The sequence below is a fragment of the Clostridium thermarum genome (genome assembly GCF_006351925.1).
Taxonomy (GTDB): Bacteria; Bacillota; Clostridia; order Clostridiales; family Clostridiaceae; genus Clostridium_AU; species Clostridium_AU thermarum.
This window is the reverse complement of sequence record NZ_CP040924.1, coordinates 673,156-696,447: the sequence shown is the minus strand read 5'-3', so window position 1 is coordinate 696,447 and position 23,292 is coordinate 673,156. Positions and strand designations below refer to the sequence as shown.

The following is a 23,292-nucleotide window of genomic DNA, read 5'->3' as shown; positions in this document are numbered from 1 at the left end:
TTCTTAACGTAATTTTATTGAAATTGATTACAGATATTTTGCATACACATATTTCGCATCTAAATATTTCGTACACGAAATATATTTTACCCTTTTAAATGTTTTTGTCAAGGTAGAAAACAATAAAAATCTTGCAAACTTAACTTTAAGTGTTTAGAATTATAGAATATACAGATACTTATGACAAATTGTTCGCTATGATTGGGGGAGCCGGATATGAGAAAAAAAAGTAAAGTAAAAACCATTAAAACGCAGTCAATAAATAAAGAAGTAGTAAAACTTTTAGTCCTAGCTGTAGTGTTACCTTTTGCTCTAATTATGATCGTTAATATTTATTCACTAAATAAATTTGTACGAGATGATTTTAAGAAGCTGTTAAATAGCCATACTGATAGAATTTTTGATACGGTAAATAGCCTATATAATACCAATTCTGAATTAGTTGATTTATTATCAAGAGACCCAAATGTAAAGAATTTTAACGGAGATGCTAATAGCTTGTACTTATTGAAAAATAACCTGCAAAATGTAATAGTAACTCATAATTCAATTATGAGTTCGTCTTTAGGCACAGAGCAAGGCCTGCTTATTTCTATTCCTGAACATAGAGACAATAGCTCTAGTAATCCTAAAGAGTTAGATTGGTACAAGCTTGCAGTGGAAAATTCCGGTAAAGTTGTAGTGTCTAGTCCCTATCAAAGTAACGGTGCCTATAAAGGTTATGTAATAACCTTTGCAAAAACTATCAGTAACGCAACGGGCAAACTGGTAGGTGTAGCTTCAATTGATGTTAAATTCTCCAGTGTAATTGATGCTCTTTCTTCAGTGCAGCTTGGATCCAATGGGTTAGCTATGGCTGTAGATAACAGTGGTACTATTATTGGGCATAAGGATTCTAATTTAATTGGACAAAATAAACAGCAGCTACCTTGGTTAAATGATATATTATCTAAGGAAGGAAAAGAAACTGTGGCCACCATAGACGGTGAGAGCTATATAGTATTCAAAAGTTTAAATAGCGAAACCGGTATAACAGTTATGGGAATACTGCCTATGCAGGAAATACTGGATAAGGTTATCTCAGCCTTACTCCTATCAATTATAGTAATTATTATATCTATAATAATAGCAGCTCTGATTGGATATATATTAGGAAAGAAGTTAACCTCACCTATACGTATCTTGGTTAAGACACTTAATAGGATTAAAGAGGGTGACTATTCTCATAGGGTTGATGTATCCCAGCTAAGAAATACAGAAGCATTACTTATTGCCAATGCTGTAAATAGCCTTGCTGGTTCCATTAATGTAATGATGGAAAACCTGGAGTCTACTTCCAAGGACGTGAAGGAGTCTTCAGACTCATTATTAGAAATAACAAAGAGCTTTAGTTCCGCAAATGTCGAAATTTCCACTGCTATTGAACAGGTAGCTGCAAGTTCCGTAGATCAGGCTCAAATTCTGAATCAAGGCGTAACCTTATCTTCGGAACTTGGTTTAGAAGTGGAACAATCTCTTTTAAGCTCTGAAAGCATGCTGCAGGCTGCAAGTCAAACACAAAATTTTGCGGTTGATGGCTTGAAAAATATAGCAAGCTTAACAGAAACCTTTAAAGAAAACTATGAAGCCAATAAAGTTGTTATGTCGGAGTCACAGACTTTAGTTAAAAAGGCCTCAGAGATCAGTTTCATCACCAATGCAATCAAAGCAATTACTGAGCAGACAAATCTGTTGGCACTAAATGCCAGCATTGAAGCTGCCAGAGCGGGTGAAGCCGGAAGAGGCTTTGCAGTAGTAGCTGATGAAATAAGAAAACTTGCAGAACAATCTTCAAAATCTGCTGAAGAAATTAATAAGGTTATAACTCATATTAACAATAGTATCCTGCTATTGCAGCGCCACTTAGGGGATTCCAACAGGCTCTATGAAATAACCGGAGAGCACGTGAAGCAGACCAGTGAAGGTTTCTCCAGCATCAATAACTCTATTAGTCTGCTAAAAGAGAATGTTATTGTGGTTGCAGATTCCTTAAAGAAAATCCATGAGAAAAAGTCAGAACTTCTTGATACCATAGTTAAATGTGCTTCTATTTCTCAGGAAAATGCAGCTACCACAGAGCAGGTTAGTGTTTCTGCAGAAGAACAAAACTCCGGTCTGCAAGACATATTGGAGGATTGCGAAAAGCTAAACAACCTGGCTGAAAAACTGAACAAATTAATGGATACTACAGGGAAGTCTGAGTAAAAAACTGCGTAAACCGCAGTTTTTTTAATGTATTTTTTTATACAAGTGGCTACAGTAATATCTGAAAAACAGGCTTATTTAATACATTGGCTATGCCCTTGTTCAATGCTATAATATACTGGATTATGGCCTTTGTTTTTTTAAATAAGGCATGGTGATATTAATTGAGTAATAATCTTAATGAGACTATAGGTGGTAGCATGCAATTAAGTTTAGCAAATAAATTCAGAAAAATAAAGAAAAGTGACAACAATATGCTTCTCTTCGCTTTCGAAGGAGTTCTTATTACATTAATTAATAATTTAATCAATAACAACAATAATCTTTTCGCAACCAGACTTGGAGCAAGTGATTTTCAGTTAAGCCTTCTCATTACTATACCTCAGATAGTAGGAATGCTGGTTCTGATTCCCGGCAGTATTTTAACAGACCGGATGATAAATAAAAGAAGGATGGTTATTCTTTCTCTTTCTGCCCTTGTCTGTGTCTATGGTGCAATAGGCTTTGTACCAATGTTAGGCAACTATAGCTTTACTGCATTTTTGATACTATTGGCAATATCCGTAGGTCCCATGACCATGTATAATACCTCCTGGCAGGCCTACTTTTCAGATGTCATACCAATTAACAGGAGAAATCAGACCTTTACTCTACGTACAAAGTGGACTTTTCTGGTTGGAGTAGCTACACCCTTGGTCACCGGTTTTCTACTTGCTTGTGCACCAACGGTTTCCGGAAAAGTTATATTACACCAAAGTTTCTTTTGGGCTAGTTGTGTATTTCTTCTTCTGCAAATAACCACCCTAAAGAGAATCTCCGGTGGTAATTCACAAGCTCAAAGCGGAAGTATTGGGCTTAAAGATTTGAAAGTTGCTGCTTTAGACATGCTTCATAATAAGAAACTATTAGGCTTCATTGGAGTATCCCTATTTTTTCACATGGCCTGGCAATCTGATTGGACAATGTATTACATTGGACAAGTAAACTATTTAAAGCTTAATGAAGCTTGGTTAAGTTATGTAATAGTTGGTGGAGCTGCAGTACAGTTTCTTACCGTAGGCTTTTGGAGCCGGATAAATGAGCGTTATGGAGTTAGGTTTTCCATAATCTTTGGAGGTTTCGGCCTATGTTTGTTTCCTTTAAACATGATTTTGTCTACAAGTTTGCCTGCCCACATAGGACCTACTGTATTTCTTGTGATGGGAACTCTTGCTAACTTTGCTTTTGCAACGGTTTCTCTAAATCTAATGCAGTGCCTGCTTCAGGTAGTGCCTGAGAAAAACAAGACCTTGAGTATTGCCATTTATGCTTTGCTTATTGCACTTTCCAATGCAGTGATGCCTATGGCTGGTGTTAGGCTTTATACTTCCTTGGGAGCTAACCTGAATGCACTTCGCATCACATTTACTATAATATTTATTGCCAGAATTGTAGCAGCAGGATTATGGACCTTACGTTGGTGGTTGCTCCGCAGTGATCCCAAGTAGAAAAAAGGGACACGTTATTAATTCAAAATAACGTGTCCCTTTTAATGCACATAACCCAGCCCAATTAGGCTTTAAATTTACTTATAGCCTTGTTCAGATTTTCAGATAAGTCTGCCAGCTTCTGGGTCATAGCATTAAGCTCTTCTGTATAAGCCAATTGTTCTTCTGTTGAAGCAGATACTTCCTCAGTAGAAGCAGTTGTCTCTAAAGCTACAGAGGATATAGACTGTATACTATTTATAACTTGCTCCTTATCCCTATTCATCCTATCAACAATATCCGATATACTTAAGATGTTTGATGATAGAACCTCCATTGATCGGTTTATTTCGTTAAACATATCAAAGGATTGCTCCACTGCTTTAAACTGAATGTCAGAGGACTTTTCTGTATTTGTAATTGATTTTATTGTCCTTTTGATCTGAGAAGAAATTTTCTCAATGATCTTATCAATTTCTTTTGTTGAAGCTTCTGACTGACCTGCTAACTTTCTTATTTCTTCAGCAACCACCGCAAAGCCTCTACCGGCTTCACCGGCCCTGGCAGCTTCTATTGAAGCGTTTAAGGCCAATAAGTTTGTTTGGGCAGAGATAGCTTTAAGCATGCCGGTAATCATATTTATGTCAGAGGTGTATTTATTCAATGTGCTTATGTCTTCAGATAAGTCATGAGTTAGGTTCTTTGTTTCAACTGATGTTTTATTTAAAATATCTGCAACAGAAGTACCCTTCTTAGTCAATTCAACTACCTTCAGGGAAGTATCTGTAATTGCTTCTATGGAGGTTACAACATTGTTAATCTTATCTGATAATTGTACAAATGAATTAAGACTTTTTTCTATTTCTGCTGATTGATTGCTCATTCCTGCAGCCACTTCCGATATTGTCTTAGCAACATCACTGGCAGCCAAGGTGTTTTCCCTTGAAATCTTTGAGATATCAACAGATAATGAATTTATATTCACAGAAATATCCTTATTTTGTGCTATAATGGATTTTAATTGATATACCATAGATTTAAAGTTGCTGATCAAGGAACCAATCTCGTCTTTTCTATTGCTGCTAACCTCTACTTTTAGATTGCCGCTTTCAACTTCTTCCATTGATTTTGACAGCTTAGTTAATTCCTTGGTAAATCTATAAGAAAATATTAACATTGCTATGATACCAATAATGCAGCAGAGTATAGCGATAATTACAATAGTATATTGAGTTGAGGTCACTGAAGAAAGAATTTCTGCCTTTGAAGCCGTTGTTACATAGGTCCAATTGTTGCTGGATTTAAAATATGAAACTAACAGCAAACCTTCATCACCTTTTATTTCAAAGGTGTTTTCAGTACTGGTCTTGGCATGTTCAATAACGTCCTTGATAAACTGTTGCTTTTCTATATCAATGTCATCTTCAATAGGTGAAATAACTCTACCCTTTGGTGTAATAGCATATGAGATTGCATTCTCACTGACATTGCTATTTAAAAGTGCCTCTTTGAAAACATTAAAATTAAGGTCTACTATGTATAAAAAGTTATTATCTACTCCTTTTCTCGCAAATGAAGCCAAAGAATTGGTAACTAAAGAATCTTCTTTATTCAATATAGTTTTGTCCAAGTTTAACTGCCAGGGCTGACCTTTTACAGTGTCGATGAGTTCATTTTTCCATTTCTTTATTGCTTCCGGCTCTTTAAAATAAATAACACTTCTATCTGTTACCATCATTTTATCTGTTACTATATAATAGTGATCAATTGCCTTATTAAGGGTAACATTAGTTGATAGTTTCTTTTGAATTTCTATGTTGAATAGCTCGTTTTGAATATTGTCAAAGTTACTATCATTTGGATACATCTGTTTGTCTGTAAGTAACTGAGTTGTTTCATTGGTTACTTGATCCAGCAAAAGTGAAAAATAGTTCTCAATTTGAATGACGGAGTTACGCATGTTTTCCCTTGCTTTTTGAGTCAATATCTTTGATGCTACTATAGAAGTTGCAGTTCCGATAGTGATAGAAAAAACTAGAAGAAGACATATTGTAGCACTTATAAGTTGTCCACGGATAGTTCGGCCACCGGTTATTTTTCCAACTCTCGTAAACAATTGCTTAAACTTTGTTTCTTTGCTGGTGCTTTTGCTCTTAGGTTTCATTGCAATTACCCCTTTCGATTTTTGAAATTGTTTTCACAGAAAATTTCATGGAAAAAGCATGAAGATTTTCAGCCTCATGCTTTTTCCATCTCAACCATTGCAATAGTCCCGAGGTTATACCATCCGGCATAAAACTGTGATGTAATCATGATACCGGAAAACAGACATAAGCTCACTGATATCTAATTTCTTTAATATCGCCGCTCCTGCACATAATTTTTTCATTTGCTATAATAAAGGTTTCTTCCATGCTATTGCTATTATCAGCCTTTATGACCACTGCATCTTTAGTAATTTTAACTTCAAACTTCTGACCTTCATGCACCAGTTTAAACTTTATGGATTCCCACTTTTCCGGGAGTCTTGGGTTAATAGTTATGACATCCTGTGAAGCATTAACACCTGCAAAGCCCAGAATAACTGCCATCCAGGCCCCTCCGTTGGAAGCGGGATGGGTTCCGCCAATATATAGAGTACCTACATATTGTTTTGAATCACCGGTAAGGTCGATAGTTGCAGTCTTCATAAAGTATTTATAGGCCCAGTCAACTTTCCCTATTTCCGCAGCCAAAAGTGCATAGACACAGGCACTTAAACTTGAACCATGCTCAGTAATTGGCTCATAGTACTCCCAGTTAGCCTTTTTTATCTCCATGGAATATCTATCTTTAAATAAATTTAGCATTAACACTACGTCCGCCTGTTTCAATACTTTTGTGGCAGTGGCAAGTCCATTACCTCCTCCAAGATATTCATTTGGATTTAAAATTCTTGACTTGAGTTCTTTTAGAGTAATATCCTCCAGTCTCTTATATCCGTCAAACTGTTCTATAATTCCGGTTGATGCATCCGGTTCCGGCACATAAAGCCTCTTTAGCATGTCCTTTAATTTGTCTATATCATCCTCAAAATAGATTTTTTCTTCAAGCTCATCATACTCTTTCTTATATTTAGTCCTCAGTAAATCTATGACTTTCATCACGGCTTCCAAAGTGCATCTTACCATGGCATTTGTATAGGCATTATTGTTAACCCTTTCATGGTATTCATCAGGGCCTGTAACATCCAAAAGTTCATATCTGTTCTTTCCCATGTTGAAATAGGCATAGGAGTAGAAAAATCTGGCACATTCAATAATTACCTCGGCGCCGCCTTCCAAAAGGAGACTTTCATCTCCAGTCATCAAGTAATACTGCCATATTGCATAAGCTACATCTGCACTGATATGAATCTGCTTATCCCTGAAATAAGTTCTCATAGGCCTGCCGGTAAACACATCGGTAACATTAAAATAGGTACAGGCATCATCACCGCTGTCTTGGCTTTCCCAAGCATAAAAAGCCCCCCTATAGCCATATTCTGAGGCCTTTCTTCTGGCTCCATCCAATGTATTGCACCTGTATTTCAATAAATTCTTAGCTATCTGTGGATTGGTGTGTAAAAAGAATGGCAGCATAAATATTTCAGTATCCCAAAATATAGCTCCTTTATACACCTGCCCTGAGAGGCCCCTGGCAGGGATTGAGGCCCTGCCAGTATGAGTTGGAGCAATGATCATCAAATGATACATGCTATACCTCAGAGCTAGCTGAGCATAGTCATCCCCCTCAATTACTACATCTGCCTTCTCCCATCTTTGTCTCCACAGCTCTTTATTGTCACTAAACAGTTGGTCATAGCCTTTCTCTACAGCCACAGCATTAGACCTTAGGGCTGCCTCAGAGCAATCCTTTTCCTCATCCTGTGCTGTAAAAACTGAAACATACTTAACAAAACTATATTCAATACCGGCTTCAGCCTTAACAGATATTTTCCTCAAAATAGAGTTTTGCTGCCTTTCTATTGTTTCCTCACCAAAAGTTCTCTCAATTCTTTCTGCTACCACTACCTCATATCTCTTTTCATGAGTTACTGCCTCTGCAAGAAGGTTGTCACTTTCCACCCGGAGGGTTAATTCTTCCAAATGAGGACCATTGATGTCCCATACATCAGCGTCTATACCGGTCTCTAAAACTATACTGCAGGGTTCTGAAACCCGTAAGCTGTACTTCATACATAAAAGATGAATATTTGACAAGCTTAAGAACCTCTCAGAATTAACCTCTACTCTGGCTCCCTTACTTGTAGTAAAGATTGTATGCCGCTTGTGTACCACATTTTTTATGTCAAGGACCTGCTCATGTTCTAAAACTTCACCGGACAACACTGACATAGGCTCTCCATTGCAATAGAGCCTGGTAATCAATCCATTTGGGGCATTTACCGGTTCACGCCACTTGTTCCCTACCTTATCATACACATTTGACAGATTACAGGCTACAAGCTGGTCCTTAGTGTATTCTTCCATGGTGCCCCGATAACCCATATATCCGTTACCTATGAGATACTTGTTTCCATTATGTTCAATCTTATTCTTATGGAATTTCTCATCCTTAACAATCCATTCCAAATTAACACCCCTTCTAAGCTTCATTAACCCTTTTGCCTTTCAGGCAATGGCAGAATTATTCCATCTTCATCTATTTCATAATTGCTTCCATAAATATTAAGAGATACCTTTTGTCCGGAGTTTACCTTCACCTTAACTGCTTCTTTATTCACACTGACACTCACAACAGAGCCCTTGTATAAAATTTTAAAAGAATAAGACTGCCATTCTTTCGGAATTGATGGATTCATTTTTATATAGTTTCCATCGGATCTCATACCTCCGAAACCGTACACAATATTTACCCAGGATGCAGCTATAGAAGTAGTATGAAGGCCCTCATTGGTATTTCTGTTGTAGTTATCCAAGTCCATTCTTGTAGCAAATTTAAAGAATTCGAAGGCTTCTCTATGCTTGCCCAGCTCAGCAGCAAAGATAGAATGTATTGAAGGTGAAAGTGAAGATTCATGAATACATCTTGGCTCATAGAACTCGTAATTTACCCTCTTGCTTTCCAGGGAGAAATCTTCACTGTATAAAAACATAAACATTAATACATCCGGCTGCTTTATCATGTCATTTCTATAGATCCTGTCGTAGGACCAATGATTATAAAGCGGAAAATCTTCCACAGGTATTTTATTAATATCCACATGTGGCAGGTCAAAATACCCATCATGCTGTTCATAAATTCCTGTAGCCTTATCCAGAGGAATTCGCATCCTGTTCACCATCTTGGTCCAGTTGTCAACTTCACTGTCTGAAAAGTCTAGTTTAGTGAAAAGAGCCTGAAGTTTTTCTGATGCATTTTCCTTCATTTCCTTTATCACATCAATGGCGTATTCAAAGGTCTTTTTAGCCATATAGTTTGTATAGCAATTATTGTTCACCATCATCTGGAACTCATCCGGTCCCATAACTCCAAAGTAACCAAACTCACCGGTGCGGCTGCCCCAGTCTCCCCGGGTAGCTAAGAATCTGCAGATTTGTATGAGGGTTTCGCAGCCCTTTTCATATAAAAACTCCTTATCCCCGGTCACTTTTACATAGTGGAAGATACCATAGGCCACCGCAGTACTTGGCTGGAACTGAAGACTTGCATGCTGCCATAAAGTACACGCTTCCCTTCCGTTAAGTGTAGCAATGGGGTAGCAGGCTCCTTCACAATCCAACTGTTTTGCTCTCTCTAAGGCCTGATCTAAAGTATTGTATCTATACTCCAGAAGATTTCTTGCTGCCTTTGGATTATTGAATATATAAAAGGGCAGGCAGTAAGTCTCTGTATCCCAGAAAGTATGTCCATTGTAAGCTTCTCCGGTAAGCCCCTTAGCACCTATATTCAGCGTAGGGTCTTCACCATGATAGGTTTGATGCATTTGGAATATACAATATCTAATCCCCTGCTGATTCTCCAAGTCCCCTTCAATTGTTATGTCAGAAGTGTCCCAAACTCTCTGCCAATAGGAAGCGTGCTTTTTCTTTTCTTCATCATAGGATCCTGTTAATAATTCCTCAGCAAGTTTTTCCCCTTCAGCCCACAGGTCACTTTCATCAATACTCTTATCTTTTACCACGTGGTTCAGTACGAGCTTGTCTACGTTAACTTCTGTACCCTGCACTGCTTTCACCCTGAACTCATAACCTATATACTTCTCCCTCTCCACTACCGCTTTATCTAATGCTTGAGTTGAGGTAACTACGGCTGCTGAATATATCTTCTGCTCCGTTATAGAAGTTTTACCCATTATAGAAATTGCTGCTTCATCTCCATGAACTTTAGGACAGTTCCAATAGTTTTTTCCGGTGGACCTGTGAATTGTATTAAAATCTAGCCCCATGGAAACCTCTACTTGTCCATCAAAGTTCAATGCCTTGAAAGTTATTCTTTGGCAGCCGTGTTTAGGGCTCGTCATACTGACAAATCTTTCAAAGCAAATGTTCAGAAGTTGTCCCTTGGAGGTTTCCCACGTAAAACTTCTGCTTAGTACACCTGTCTTTAAATCTAAAATCCTTTTGTAATCCTTTATTTTCGAAGCTGCTAAATCCAAAGTTTCTCCCTCCAGAGAAATCCTGGTATAAAGCCAATCTAAAGCATTAATCATAAAGTGGGTCTGCTTGACAATACCCTTATAGTGTAAGGCAGCTGCATCCTCACCAATCTCATAAACTCCATTAAAGTAGGAACCTAAAAAGCTTCCACCGCTATAACCTTCTTCAAAGTATCCTCGGATTCCCATATACTCATTTCCCAGTGAAAATATAGACTCCGATACATTATTTCTTTCAGGATCAAAGTTTTGCTCAATAATCCTCCACGGATCCACTACCAAATACTTATCTGCATACTTTTGCATAAATAACACCCCTTAAGAATTTATACTTAAATTATAGTTTTTGGTAATGGCAGAACATAGTACGTAATCCTATTAAATGGTTTGAAAAAATGCTCTAAATTCCGTACATAATGAAATAATTTGAGACATATGTTAAAATAGTTATGTGAACTTTTACATAATTTCAGTATTACTGTATTTAAATAAAATTGCGACCTGAAAGGCGGTATATAGGATGTATTCAATGTTAGTTGTAGATGATGAGTACCTTGTTCGGGTTGGTATCAGAGAAACCATTGAATGGAAGGAGCACTCAATAGAGATAGTCGGAGATGCGGATAATGGTAGGACAGGCTTAGAACTTGCCCTAAAATACAAGCCTGATATTATTATTACAGATGTAAGGATGCCTAATCTGGATGGTCTGGAATTTCTCAAGGCAATAAAAGCTGCTAACTTAGATTCTATAGTAATTATCTTGAGTGGATATGAAGAGTTTGACTATGTCCGTACAGCTCTTCGCAGTGGTGCCTTTGCATACCTCTTGAAGCCTATAGACAACAACGAATTACTGGAAACAGTTTTGGATTCAGTGAAAGAAATTAATAAAAAACGCAGCAAGCTTCAGCATTATTCACGAATAGAAAGAGAGCTTTCCAGTGTTAAACAGCATTTTGTAAAGGATCTCATAATCGGAAAGATTTTGGGCATAGATAAAATCCGTGAGAAGCTTGAGCTTTATAATATCACCATCTCTGAAAAGGATAATTTTGCTCTGTGTCTTAATGTTAACTCTTCAGAATACCTTATGAAGTCCTTAACTCAAGATAAGCTTCAAGCATTAAAAAATTCAATGACAGACATAATATCTAACTTCATATGCTGTAATAACTTTAAGGCTGTATATACTGATATGTCAGACTTGCAGTGGATGATTATTCTCAGCGCTCCAGAAGAAAAAAATCCATTGAAGTTAATTAAAGGATCCATAAAAGAAGCTATAGATGAGTTTGAACAAGTGACAGGCCAAACCGTTACTGTAGGCATAAGCAATGTATGCAATGACCTGTCAGAACTTCACACTGCCTGTGCCGAAGCCATTAAGGCTGTAGGATTGAATATGTTCACAGACATAAACCGCATTCTGTGCGCAGGCGTATCTGAGAACAATATATCCTCAAGAAAAATAAATGAAGCCATAAAATACATTACCGCCAACTATAATAAGGATATATCTGTGGAATCTGTAGCTAATGCCCTTTATATCAGCTCCTCATATCTTATGCATCTTTTTAAGGACAACCTTGGAAAAACCTTTAATGAATGTCTTACAGAAATCAGGATAAATGCAGCAAAAGAATTGTTAAGTAACCCTAAATACAAGGTCTACGAGGTTTGTGATAAGGTTGGATACAACGATATAAAATATTTCAGCCAGATATTCAAGCGCTCAACCGGTATGACACCAAGCGAGTACTCCAAGTATTGTAACCATAACTAGTTGCCTGACACACTTTGGGAATTAGTAATTAGCAATGAGTAATGAATAATTATGGTTGAAATTCAGCAGGGCTGAATTTCTTCAAATCATGTATATATTATTAAAGGATAGCGTTGGCTATCCTTTAATTTTTATTTATGTCATATTATTTGAAGTAGTTATATGTCATAAATCTCTATTTATCTATTGTAAAAATCTACTCCTTCACCGCTCCCAGAGTGGCTCCGGCTGTAATCCTCTTTTGGAAAAGTATAAACAGGATAATGGGGGGAATAATTGCAAAAGTTATGCACATCATCAGCTGGTCCGGTGTAATCTTACCGCCTTCACGGGCAACGTACAACTTTACCATAACCGTAAAACTGCTGTCCTTCTTAAGTACCAGATATGGCAGAAGGAAGTCTGACCAGGCTGCATTTACCGCATACATGGCAACTACCATGTTCATAGCTTTGCTCAGCGGTGCTACTATGCGGAAAAATATCTGAAAGTCTGAGCACCCATCCAGTCTTGCAGCTTCTATGAGCGAAGAAGGGATTGACTTAAAAAAGTTTACGTATAAAACGACATAAAAGGCATTAGCTCCAGCTGCAAACCATAATGGTGTAAACTGATTATTCATTTTCAAAGCAACTATATTTTTAAATAGTGGAACTAAGCTTGTGGTTGCCGGAACCATAAGGCTCAGCATAATCAAGCTATATACTATTTTACTTCCCTTTGGCTTTAACATTGCAAGTACATAAGCAAGCAATCCATTAAATACTACGGCACAAATCACACTTCCTGCCACACTTATAAAGGAGTTTTTATAGTATTGTAAAAATTTAAGTTTATTCCAAGCTTCAACTATTCTTTCCGGATGAAACTCCTCAGGCCAAAAGGTTGGTGGCTGCCTAAAGAATTCTTCTTGAGACTTTACACTGGATAACATTACCCAAAGTGGAGGCACAATTGAAATAAGTACAATTATAAAACATAGTAAAATTAAAAGAAAATAAACAAACTTTACGGATCTTTTTTTCAAATCAAAGGAGGTTATTGCTCCAATATTTTTCTCACTAAGCCTTGACACCATTCAGTTACCTCCTATTCCTCAGAATTTCTGTTTAAGAAATTATAAATGCAAGTTAAAACTACTAGTATTATAGCAATTATGACACCTACTGCCGTAGCCTGTGATATTTTCATATCTATAAAAGCATATCTGTAATTCAGCTGCATCAGTGAAATGGAAGCATTGTTAGGGCCTCCTCCGGTCATAACCATTGGTTCATATAACACTTGGAAAACCGCAATTATCTGCAGGATCAATAAAGTTCTGCAGGTACTGAAAAGCCCTGGTATAGTGATATAAATAATCCTGTGCCATATTCCTGCCCCGTCTATGGATGCCGCTTCATAATGGTCTTGGTTTATACCCTGAAGTCTTGCTAAATATACTAATGCCGTAGAACCGGCACTTTTCCAGGTCATTGTTACAACGATCAGGGGAATTGTCCAACTGGGGTTCTCCAACCATACCTGTGGTGATATTCCAAAAAGGCCTAAAATAGAATTGAGTATTCCGCCATTTCCAGGTGACATAATCAAAGTCCACATCATAACTGTAGCTACTCCTGGTACTACATTAGGGAAGTACATCCCTACTCTAAACAGTGATTTAAAGTAAGTAACTTCGTTTAAGAGAATAGCCATTATAATAGGAACCATAAAACCTATCAGCAGTGACCAGAATATATATTTAAAGGTATTACCTAAGGCCTTTAAGAAAACAGGATCCTTAAATACCTTAATATAATTTTCAAAGCCTATAAACTCTGTAACAGTAAAACCCTTGGTGCTATAAAAGGAAAGCCGTACACTTTCCATAAGAGGTATCCAAACATAAAAAGCAAACAATATCAGAGATGGCAGCATTATTGCCCAGCCTGACATATGTGAACGGTATTTATTGCTGATAATTTTTCTTCTGACTGTAGATGTATTTAAGGCACTCTTCATGGTATAACCATCTCCTCCCTCATGTTATTAAAATATCATAGGCTGCGTAGCATTGTCTAACTCATAACCCGGAAAATATTGCCACGCAGCCTAGATTACTACACTTTAAATATTAGCTAATATTTACTGATTTACAGAAGCATCAAGTTTCTGCTGGAAGTTACTGTTTGCTTTATCCAAGAGTTGTTGTATATCAGCATTTTCATTTGTCAGCACTTCCTGAATAATTGGGTATAACTCAGCATACATATCTTGGGTCAGATTAGGTTCTTCTGTACGTAGGGTCTTTGCAGAAATTTCAAAGTAATCTTTATATAGATTATAGTTTATGTTTTCATAGTTCTTTCTGACTTCTTCAACTTTGTTTATATAATCCTTATTAGTCCAAACCTGGAAGGATGGAATAACTGGGATTCCATTATCTTGACGATATTTAGCATCATCTTCAAGTCCTTTTTCTGTATCTTCATTTAATACTGGTGCTCTACCCATGATTTCTAGGAATTTAAGAGCTGCATCGATTTCTTCAGGAGTTGCTGTAGCTGAGAACATGTAAGGTGTACCACCCATTAATGAGTATTGTCCACCAGGACCAGCCGGCATTGGAACCAATGCTATGTCATCTTTAGGAAGACCATAGTCCTTTGTTGGAACGCTGATTGCGTCTTGTGCAGCAAAGTACATAGCTGCATTTCCAGTACCTATAGCCTGCATACCGGAGGACCAATCCTGAAGTATTTCATCTGTCAATGCATTATACTTCCACTTTAAATCCTTTACAAACTGCATAGCTTCAACAGCTTCCTTAGAATTCAAGTTTGCCTTCCATTTACCGTTTTCCTGTACCTGGAGCTCAGCACCAAAGGCCCAAGCTATATTTGAGAAATGCCATCCGCCTGAATTGTCCTTTGACAACATTACGAATCCAGCTTTTCCTGTCTTCTCTTTAATTATTTTAGCGGTTTCTGCAAGCTCCTGCATAGTCTTTGGATACTTTGGTATATCCCCATCCATCAGGCCTGCTTGCTTGAATAGAGGGATATTTATAAACATACCTAATGCATATCCATCTCTGGGAACTCCGTAAATCTTACCGTCCTTAGACAATAATTCACGGACTCTTGGATCCATGGAATCATACCAGCCGTTAGCTTTTAACTGTTCAGTAATATCTGCAACATAGCCGTTAGCGATAAGCTTCTGTGGTTCCGTGAACCAGGTTTCAAATACTGTTGGAAGTTGTCCACTTTCAGCCAGCGGAATAAAGCTTTCTACGCTGTACTTGTAATGTGCAGGTTCTACAGTTATCCAGTCATATTTTGATTCACACAGCAGTTTGTAATTGTTAAACAGTTCAATTTGATCTGCATTAGTGTCTTCCGGCCACATACCTATTTTAATAGTAACCTTTTCATGCTTTTCAGTGCTTTCGGTAGGTGTTGTGGTAGGTGTTGTGGTAGGTGTGTCTTTTGGCTCTTCCGTCTTTTTGCATCCAGCAAGAGATGATACTGCAAGTAATGCAGACAATAGTAGTAAAGATAGTCTCTTTTTCATTTTCTTTCCCCCTTATTAGATTTAATCCTCTGATTCAGATGTGTTCATACATCTTATACTGTAATTATACAAAACTGGTAAAGGGTTCAAAAGGCTGCAATCATGCTAAATGGTTTAGTAATCTGCTAAGTAATTTATATTCATTGAAAGCTCCTTACATTTTATGTATAATTAAGCTAAGCTTATCGGATTGGGGGAATCAATTTGTCTGCTAAAATGCGTATAGTTCTGCAATCTGTAATAACAGTGATGCTTTGTATACTTCTTATAATGATACTAGGCTATAGCAAGATGCGGGATGTGCTACTGGATAACCGAATACAATTCTATAGCGAATCCATAAAGCTGCAGCGTCAAAATACTGAATATTTTATGAAGCTTATTGAAAATATAACGGATTACTTCATTGTTGAAACAAAGCTGGACAACTCCTTAAAAGAGAATAAATATGACTCTATTGTCACAAATAATCTATCAAATCTAAGGGGAATTAACCTGGACATAATTGGTTCCACGGTATATTCGTATAATGGACAACGTTATGAAAGTAACAATATCTACAACTTCCCTGCCTTCGATATATTTTCCAAATCTAAGGAATATCAGGAGTTTAAAAGGAATGGTCTAGGGGATATGTGGATATTTTGTACTGATGATATTCCCTCTTATAATTATACCGTCAAAGTAACCCCTGATGTTATTTCCTACATAAGGGAAGTTGATTACGATAAGAAACCTGTTGGAATTATAATCGTTACCATTGCTACTTCTTCCTTCACTAAGTACTTCAGCTATGATTCTTTTAATTCAGACTTTACACTATCTGTTTATCTACCCGGAAGGAAGCTGCTCTATGAATACGGAAATAAAAACCTCCCCTTACCTGAACAGGCTGATCTTGATAAACTAATTGCATCAGGCAAGGGCTATATGTTATCAAAGGGAGGTAATGAGCTCATAATTGCAGAAAAGCTTTTAGGTAAGAATACCTATATAATTAAGGCTGTATCCCTTGAAAATTTCTATGCTGAAACTCATAGACTAAAAGTCACCTTTATATTGATAGCTGCTGCCCTGTCAATTATACTTGTTCTCTTCTATACCAGCTTGGCAGATAATATTCTAAATCCACTTATGGTTCTCCATGATAAAATTATAAAATACCGCGGTCAACCTTAGTTGACCGCTGTTTTATTTTGTGCTTTAATTTCCTTTAAAGTTTTTATACCCACCTTTATTATTACCGTTGTACCACAATTGGGCTGACTAAATATAGTTATGCCATACTTATTTCCGTATTCCAGCTTTATTCTCTCATCTACATTTTTCAAGCCGTATCCACCGGATTTGCTCTTATCGAGATTGTCATACTCATCCAGCATATGGGGATCAAAACCCATTCCGTTATCCATTACCTCAAAAATAATCATATCTTCATATCTCATACCGTTTATCTGAATTTTTCCGTTTTCCTTCTTCTCTCTGATACCGTGTTTTAAGGCATTTTCAACTACCGGCTGCAATATGAGCTTAAGAATATATATATCCATAATATCTTCCGCAATGTTATAGGTAATATCCAGCTGATTTGGAAATCTCATTTGCTCAATGACTACAAAACTCTGGACAAGACTTATCTCTTCTCCTACTGTGATAAATTTATCTCCCTTGTGAAGGCTTAGTCTAAAGAACTTTGCCAAGGCCATGGTTATTTTCTCAATGTCAGGTTGTTTCTTTATCTTAGCCAGCCATACTATTGCATCAAGAGTATTGTATAAAAAATGAGGATTGATTTGAGCCTGAAGGGCTGATAGCTCCAGTTCTCTTTGTTTTTCCTTTTCCTCATTGTTTTTGATTATCAGTTCATCAATTCTGTTAACCATATCCACATAGGCCTTTTCCAGTTCACCAATTTCATCATATACTCTATCACTAACCTGAACATTCTGCCGTATTCCTCGGAAGCCCTTCATAGCAGCCTGCAGCCTTCTCAGTGGCTTTGAAATATATGCTACGGTCAGAAAGGATAAGGCAATTGCGATGACTGCACTTATAGCAGAAATTATCCAAACATTATAACTGATCTGTCTTGTAATAACCTGGATACTATTTTCTTTTATGTAGGTCAATATATGCCAATCAAAGCCTATGGTTTTCAATTGCTTGCTAAAGGAGGTACCTGCTACCACCATTTTTTCTCCCCTATAGTCAATGTGCCTCAAACCCTTGACACCAAGGTTACTGTAATCATAGTCAAAGATGGTTTTTCCTACATTTTCACTATCTACTGAAGACATAATTGTACCATTACTGTTAACAAGCATGGAAAAGCTGTTGTTAATCAATACATGATTATATATCTTCATAAGATTGTTGGATTTTAAGTATATTATCAGATAGCCGTTAGTGTTTCCGGTATCCAGATTCCTAAACTTTCTCCCTATCATAATATAGGTTTCGTTGTTACTGCCTCTGGCAATTCCATCACTATAGGTTATGGTTTTTGCCTTGTCTATGCCATCCAGAAAAGCCCTGTCCGGAAGGGTTATATAGTTATCATCGGACATTTTGTAAACCTTACCATCCGCAGTAATAATGACCACTTCGCCGATAATGTCATAATTGCTCATCTCTGAAACAAGCTGTTTCTTTACAATACTGTATTTTTCACTGTCCGGTATTGATCTATTATAAATCAACTGATATAGTCCTTCTCTTGAGAGCAGTTTTACAGAGGCCATATTAACATCATTTATTATCAAATCCATACTTTTACACATCTCACTTTGGGCTGAATAAAGATAAGAGGTCAAGTCTTTATATATCATATTTTGAGAATAAAAAAATAAGGCCACGGTAATTATTACTGTTGCTATCATAAGAATTAACAGGGTATTTCTCAAGAAACTATTATATAGGCTTTTTCTTTTAAAAACAGATAATCTACTCATCTTGTCCCCCTTACTGCTGAGCTGTGACTAAGGATTTACTCTTGCTTAAATTTACTAGTATTCATATTTATATTATATTTCCATTTACTAATCATGTAAATAAATAACGGCCCTCTTAACTCTTAAGAGGACCGTTATTCTGTTTATTGCTGCTGTGCTTTTTTCCTTGTTAGAATTACCAAAGCTGCGGCTGATGCCAATGCCGCTGCAGCAGCTGCTACAGGGAAAGTATCCCCCGTACTTGGATTTGGTAGGGTATTTGTCATGTATATAAAGTCTATGTCAAGATTCATTGGCTGCCAAGATCCTATTTGGAAGGCATTGCTCCCGCCTCCAAGGGCAAAGCCGCTCTTCTCCAGGTCTATTACTATATTCTGCCATGAGCTGGTGATCTTAGGAACTGGATTTCCGTCTGGTCCCTTTATATCTGCAAAGGACTTATCTCCTCTTGCAGCATTATCATCTATGTCTCCTCTTTCGGCTACGCCTATTCTTGTATAAATTTTCTCATTAACTGCTCTTTGGTCACCTTTTATTCTGATTACAACATATTTGAAACTCTCTGTGTTATTGGTTGCTAATCTATAGAAACCGCCATCGTTCATCTTAGCATGCAATATTCCGTTGGAAATAGTGAAGATTCCTGCGCCTGATTGATTCCAATAAACTGTTGTACCATCACTCAGTTTAGTATTGCTTAGGGGTAATTCTGCTCTGTTAAAGTTATCTATTAAAGCGCCGGTAATTATATCCTCTGGATTTGTAACTTTAGTTGGAGCCGGGCTTGTCGTCTCTGCAGGTGTAGCCGGTGCTGCCGGTTCTGCTGGTGCGGCTGGCTCTGCCGGAGTTGCCGGCTCAGCGGGTGTTTCCCCCGGAGCACTTGGATTTACATTTGTCATGAATATATAGTCTATATCCAAGTTCATAGCCTGCCAGGTACCAATTTGGAAACCATTGCTGCCACCACCAAGACTAAAGCCACTCTTTTCCACGTCAATCACTATATCCTGCCATTCTGTTGATACAGCCGGAACCGCCTCTCCATTTGGTGTTTTCAGTTGGGCAAGGGATTTGTCTCCTCTCTCTGCATTGTCATCAATGGCGCCTTTTTCAGCAGGTCCTATTCTTACATAGATCTTATCGTTAACTGCTCTTTCGTCACCCTTTATTCTAATTACAACATACTTGTAGGTTTTATCATTATTGGTTGCAAAGCGGTAATAGCCACCTTCGTTCATCTTAGCATTCAACACACCATCCGAGATTGAAAAGGTTCCGGCACCGGCACCGTTCCAATATATAAATGTACCGTCGCTTAGTGTATTGTTTTCGCCGTTAACTGCTACTTCTGCCCTTTCAAAATCGTCCAAATAATTCCCCTCTACCGCTGGTTCAGCAGCTAACACAGACAAAGATGTGGATACTAAGGTGAAAGCCAGTGTCAAAGCCGTTGCAAGAAGTTTTCTTTTCCTCATAACTTATTTCCTCCTTAATTTATTTGGTTTTCTTATATATAGTACATAGACTACTCCACCTATGGCTAAAACTGTAACACCTGCAATAGCACCTGCCAATACTCCTTTGTTGTCATTGCTTTCCACTATTTCTACCACCGGTGTACTATCTACAGGTTTACTTTCTTCTGTTTTATCGCTTGAATCCTCTGCTGCCGGTTTTTCCTCCGCAGGCTTTTCCCCTTGAGGAGTTTCAGCCGCTGGTTTTTCCTCTTCTGGCTTGTCTTCTACAGAAAAGTCCGCAGGCTTTCCATCCTTAGACAGATAAATTTCATCTATATATATGGTAACCGGTTCAGTGTTATTGAAGTGTATTGCCTCTAATCCATCCGGCAGATTAAAGCCTGAGGCTGCAATGTCGATAACTATGTCTTGATATTCAGTAGTTATTGCCGGCACCGGATTTCCATCCGGACCTTTTAAATCCACAAAATTTACTAATCCCTTAGCGTCAGGGTTTATTGATAGGAATTGTTCTTCTCCTCCCTTTTCGCCCTTTACTTTCATTATGATATATTTAAAGGCAGGATCCTTTATCATGCCGCCTTCTCCAAACCACCCCTGAGCTTCCATTTGAAGTTTAAGTGCTTTATCTTCTATTTGTGGAACTGCCTTGGCCCATTGTATCCAATAGATTGTTATGCCTTGACTGTTAGGTGTGTTGTAAGCTCCGCCGTTTCCTTCCACCCCCAATGAACTTCTGTTATAGTCATCAAGCAGTAATGCGTTATCCGGTGATGCTGCAGAAACCCTCATAGTAAATATTGACATGACAAAGGCTATAACTAAGGCAAATATGCCTATTTTATTCTTCTTCATACTCCACCCTCCTGAATATCATTGTATTTGTACTTAATTGGCTGCATAAACCTCAAATTCTGCTACCTGCCCACCAACAGCTCCGGTGTTTGCAGTAAACTGAGCCCTGATAAATTGCACTTCTGTTCCCTGGGGCAAGTCAATAGTAACTTGATTTCCGGTTTTAGGATCATATTTGTAGTCTGTACTTGGCACTATTTCCTTGAAATCATTGCCGTCATTGCTTCCCAGTATAGAAAAAGTCTGAACTCTTTTTCCCCATATTTTATCCGGATTAACCCTCAATCGAAGTTTAGCAATCTTGGTAGGTGCTCCCAAATCTACAGTAAGGTTATTGGGATAAGAATTTGCCTTACCTTCCCAATAGGTATTGATATCACCGTCTGTACTGTATTTTCCTTCATATACATCTTGGAAGGAATCAGCTGTGGAAGTTTTGCCCACTGCAATATTCTCACCTAAGTCCTCAAATTCATACTCAGATGTTTCTGCCCACTTGGGTGTCATTACCCTAGTTTGGTCCGGTGTGGATACCTTGGTAACAGTGCCGGCAATCTGAGAAGCCTTGTTATCTCCCAGAACATAGCTTTCAGCTATTACTCCCAGTGATAGAATCAGTATTATTGAAAGTGCTGCGATAACATGTTTATTTTTATTCATAGCTTGCCACCTCCCTTTTATCACAAATTACTCAAAGACGATACCTGAGACATATTCGTTAGTTTCAAGGTTTGCATCTTCTGATGACTTTATGTCTTTACCAAGAATGTTGAGCCCCTTTATCTTTACATTCTCAACCATATGGTCTTTATCAAAGCCAATTATTCTGGAAGGTGCAGCTTTTCCGCTCAAAATCTTTACATTTTCTACAGTGATATTTTTTATATGTCCTCTTTCTTTTGTAGCAGACCAACCGCTGCCCATGATAGTAAAGTCTATCAATTGCTTGTTTGCACCGGCATCTCCTTCACCCATTTGGGCATCTTCTACAATTATATTGCTGTAGCGGATATCCCGAACTGTTGCATCGTCTGAGTTATGAATGCTTATTACAGGCTTATGAAAATTGTGCAAAACAGTTATGTTCTTAAAAGTAATATTGCTAATAACAGCATTTTCCCTCTGTCCTTTGTTGGTTTCATAACCTATTTCGCAGGATTGGGCAAGGTCCGTCCAAACCTTTATGTTGTCAAAAGTAATATTGTCTGAGTTTCCTTCGTAGTTCTTAACTACCAAGCTATCATCCCAGGATCTCACAAAGGAATTGGTAACTGTGAAATTCTTGCAGGATTGCAGTGTTATTCCGTCTCCGTTCTGCCTTGCAGATATGATTTTTATGTTATCAATTGTGGCATTTTCCGAACTCAATGAATTAAAAGTCCATGCATTGGGATTCATGAATATGATACCTTCTACGTAGATATTTTTTGAATTTACAAAGTCTATCGGCACCCTTGCTATTTGGCCTTCATTCTTCCAACTTGACCAGAGGCTTCCATCCATTATTCCCCTTCCACGTACAGTTACATTTTCTACGTTATTAGCCCTTATTGTTCCATAGACTACAGCTCCCCCGGAAAGGTATAGTGTCTGTCCACTTTCTAGCCCTACATTATCTATATTCCATAAGCCCGGACCTACGTAGATGACATTCTTATCGTTAAAATCAGGAAGATCCTGCTCCAGGGGATTTGCAAATATGTGTATAGCTGTCTCAACGCTGTCATTGTATTCAACAGTATATTGGTCTGGTTTTTTTACGGTAAAAGTAATTTTGTTACCGTTTACTTTCGGCTTAATACCAGCTGATAGTGGTGATACTTTAACCTTTGATATGTCTGTAACCTCAGTCAGTTCAATCTCTATCTTAGCAGTGCCTTCAAAGTCAAAATATGTCATGGCCGTATAATCCATTGGCGGATTTCCATTTTCCACCCATGTATGTGTATTATTTACAGGTGCATTATACACAAAAAGAGGATTCCCATTGACGCTAATCTTTGTGTCGCCTGCTTGCCTCATTAGCTTGGGCCCATCATAGAGCACTAATGTAGCCTTTGTTGAATTTGAAATTAAATCTACTATCCTATAGGTTGCAAAGGCAACAGATAATATTGCTGAAATTGCTAATATTAATATTGGCAATTTACTTTTTTCTTTCACTGTCATAACTTCCATTGACCACCCATCCTTCCCTACAATATAGATTAAATATAATTATTGTCCTACTTTAATTTTACAGTGTGTCAATTTTAATAAAAAGTGTATAAAACTGCTAAATGGTTTAATAAAGTGCTTTGATTTATTAAAAAAG

The 23,292-nt window shown here is 37.6% G+C and carries 15 protein-coding genes; 4 read left to right on the top strand and 11 right to left on the bottom strand.

Translation table 11 applies throughout. The features are described 5' to 3' along the window. Positions 1-216: 216 nt before the first annotated feature. The gene (locus FHY60_RS02960) at positions 217-2,244 is read left to right on the top strand and encodes a methyl-accepting chemotaxis protein (protein ID WP_139903274.1); all 2,028 of its coding nucleotides are present in this window, start codon (positions 217-219) and stop codon (positions 2,242-2,244) included. A gap of 200 nt (positions 2,245-2,444) precedes the next feature. After that, positions 2,445-3,731 (top strand): MFS transporter, encoded by a 1,287-nt coding sequence (locus tag FHY60_RS02955; RefSeq protein WP_139903271.1) that lies wholly within the window; start codon positions 2,445-2,447, stop codon positions 3,729-3,731. Between the two features lie 64 nt (positions 3,732-3,795). Here the strand turns inward: FHY60_RS02955 and FHY60_RS02950 are convergent, their stop codons facing one another. The 3 genes from FHY60_RS02950 to FHY60_RS02940 all read right to left on the bottom strand — a co-directional run bounded on the left by FHY60_RS02950 (position 3,796) and on the right by FHY60_RS02940 (position 10,656). Then, complete coding sequence (locus tag FHY60_RS02950) at positions 3,796-5,874, bottom strand: methyl-accepting chemotaxis protein (RefSeq protein ID WP_139903269.1); 2,079 nt, start codon at positions 5,872-5,874, stop codon at positions 3,796-3,798. A gap of 172 nt (positions 5,875-6,046) precedes the next feature. Further along, positions 6,047-8,323: a glycoside hydrolase family 65 protein gene (locus FHY60_RS02945; protein WP_139903266.1), complete on the bottom strand. Its 2,277-nt coding sequence runs from the start codon at positions 8,321-8,323 to the stop codon at positions 6,047-6,049. Positions 8,324-8,346: 23 nt separating this feature from the next. Then, positions 8,347-10,656, bottom strand: coding sequence for a glycoside hydrolase family 65 protein (locus tag FHY60_RS02940; protein WP_139903263.1), 2,310 nt, complete (start codon positions 10,654-10,656; stop codon positions 8,347-8,349). Between the two features lie 214 nt (positions 10,657-10,870). Between FHY60_RS02940 and FHY60_RS02935 the strand changes: the two genes are divergently transcribed. After that, entirely contained in the window at positions 10,871-12,136 is a 1,266-nt protein-coding gene (locus FHY60_RS02935) for a response regulator (protein ID WP_139903260.1), read from the top strand. A gap of 196 nt (positions 12,137-12,332) precedes the next feature. Here FHY60_RS02935 and FHY60_RS02930 read toward each other — a convergent pair whose 3' ends face one another. From FHY60_RS02930 to FHY60_RS02920, 3 genes are all read right to left on the bottom strand, one after another. After that, positions 12,333-13,214, bottom strand: a complete 882-nt coding sequence (locus tag FHY60_RS02930) for a carbohydrate ABC transporter permease (RefSeq protein WP_139903258.1) — start codon at positions 13,212-13,214, stop codon at positions 12,333-12,335. Positions 13,215-13,225: 11 nt separating this feature from the next. Then, positions 13,226-14,140, bottom strand: a complete 915-nt coding sequence (locus FHY60_RS02925) for a carbohydrate ABC transporter permease (RefSeq protein WP_139903255.1) — start codon at positions 14,138-14,140, stop codon at positions 13,226-13,228. Between the two features lie 123 nt (positions 14,141-14,263). Next, positions 14,264-15,694: an ABC transporter substrate-binding protein gene (locus FHY60_RS02920; protein WP_139903253.1), complete on the bottom strand. Its 1,431-nt coding sequence runs from the start codon at positions 15,692-15,694 to the stop codon at positions 14,264-14,266. A gap of 204 nt (positions 15,695-15,898) precedes the next feature. Between FHY60_RS02920 and FHY60_RS02915 the strand changes: the two genes are divergently transcribed. Beyond that, positions 15,899-16,873 carry a hypothetical protein gene (locus FHY60_RS02915; RefSeq protein ID WP_139903250.1) on the top strand — a complete coding sequence of 325 codons (975 nt, stop codon included), beginning with the start codon at positions 15,899-15,901 and terminating at the stop codon, positions 16,871-16,873. On the opposite strand, the gene FHY60_RS02910 is transcribed toward FHY60_RS02915, so the two are convergent. The 5 genes from FHY60_RS02910 to FHY60_RS02890 form a co-directional block, all read right to left on the bottom strand. After that, positions 16,870-18,645 (bottom strand): cache domain-containing sensor histidine kinase, encoded by a 1,776-nt coding sequence (locus tag FHY60_RS02910; RefSeq protein WP_139903247.1) that lies wholly within the window; start codon positions 18,643-18,645, stop codon positions 16,870-16,872. The two genes, FHY60_RS02915 and FHY60_RS02910, sit on opposite strands and share 4 nt — an antisense overlap. 143 nt (positions 18,646-18,788) lie before the next feature. Further along, positions 18,789-20,120 (bottom strand): hypothetical protein, encoded by a 1,332-nt coding sequence (locus FHY60_RS02905; protein WP_139903245.1) that lies wholly within the window; start codon positions 20,118-20,120, stop codon positions 18,789-18,791. Between the two features lie 3 nt (positions 20,121-20,123). After that, positions 20,124-20,978 carry a hypothetical protein gene (locus tag FHY60_RS02900; RefSeq protein WP_139903240.1) on the bottom strand — a complete coding sequence of 285 codons (855 nt, stop codon included), beginning with the start codon at positions 20,976-20,978 and terminating at the stop codon, positions 20,124-20,126. A gap of 33 nt (positions 20,979-21,011) precedes the next feature. Beyond that, positions 21,012-21,638: a discoidin domain-containing protein gene (locus FHY60_RS02895; RefSeq protein WP_139903238.1), complete on the bottom strand. Its 627-nt coding sequence runs from the start codon at positions 21,636-21,638 to the stop codon at positions 21,012-21,014. A 27-nt stretch (positions 21,639-21,665) separates the two neighbouring features. Beyond that, positions 21,666-23,156 (bottom strand): glycosyl hydrolase family 28 protein, encoded by a 1,491-nt coding sequence (locus FHY60_RS02890; RefSeq protein WP_139903236.1) that lies wholly within the window; start codon positions 23,154-23,156, stop codon positions 21,666-21,668. Positions 23,157-23,292 lie beyond the last annotated feature (136 nt).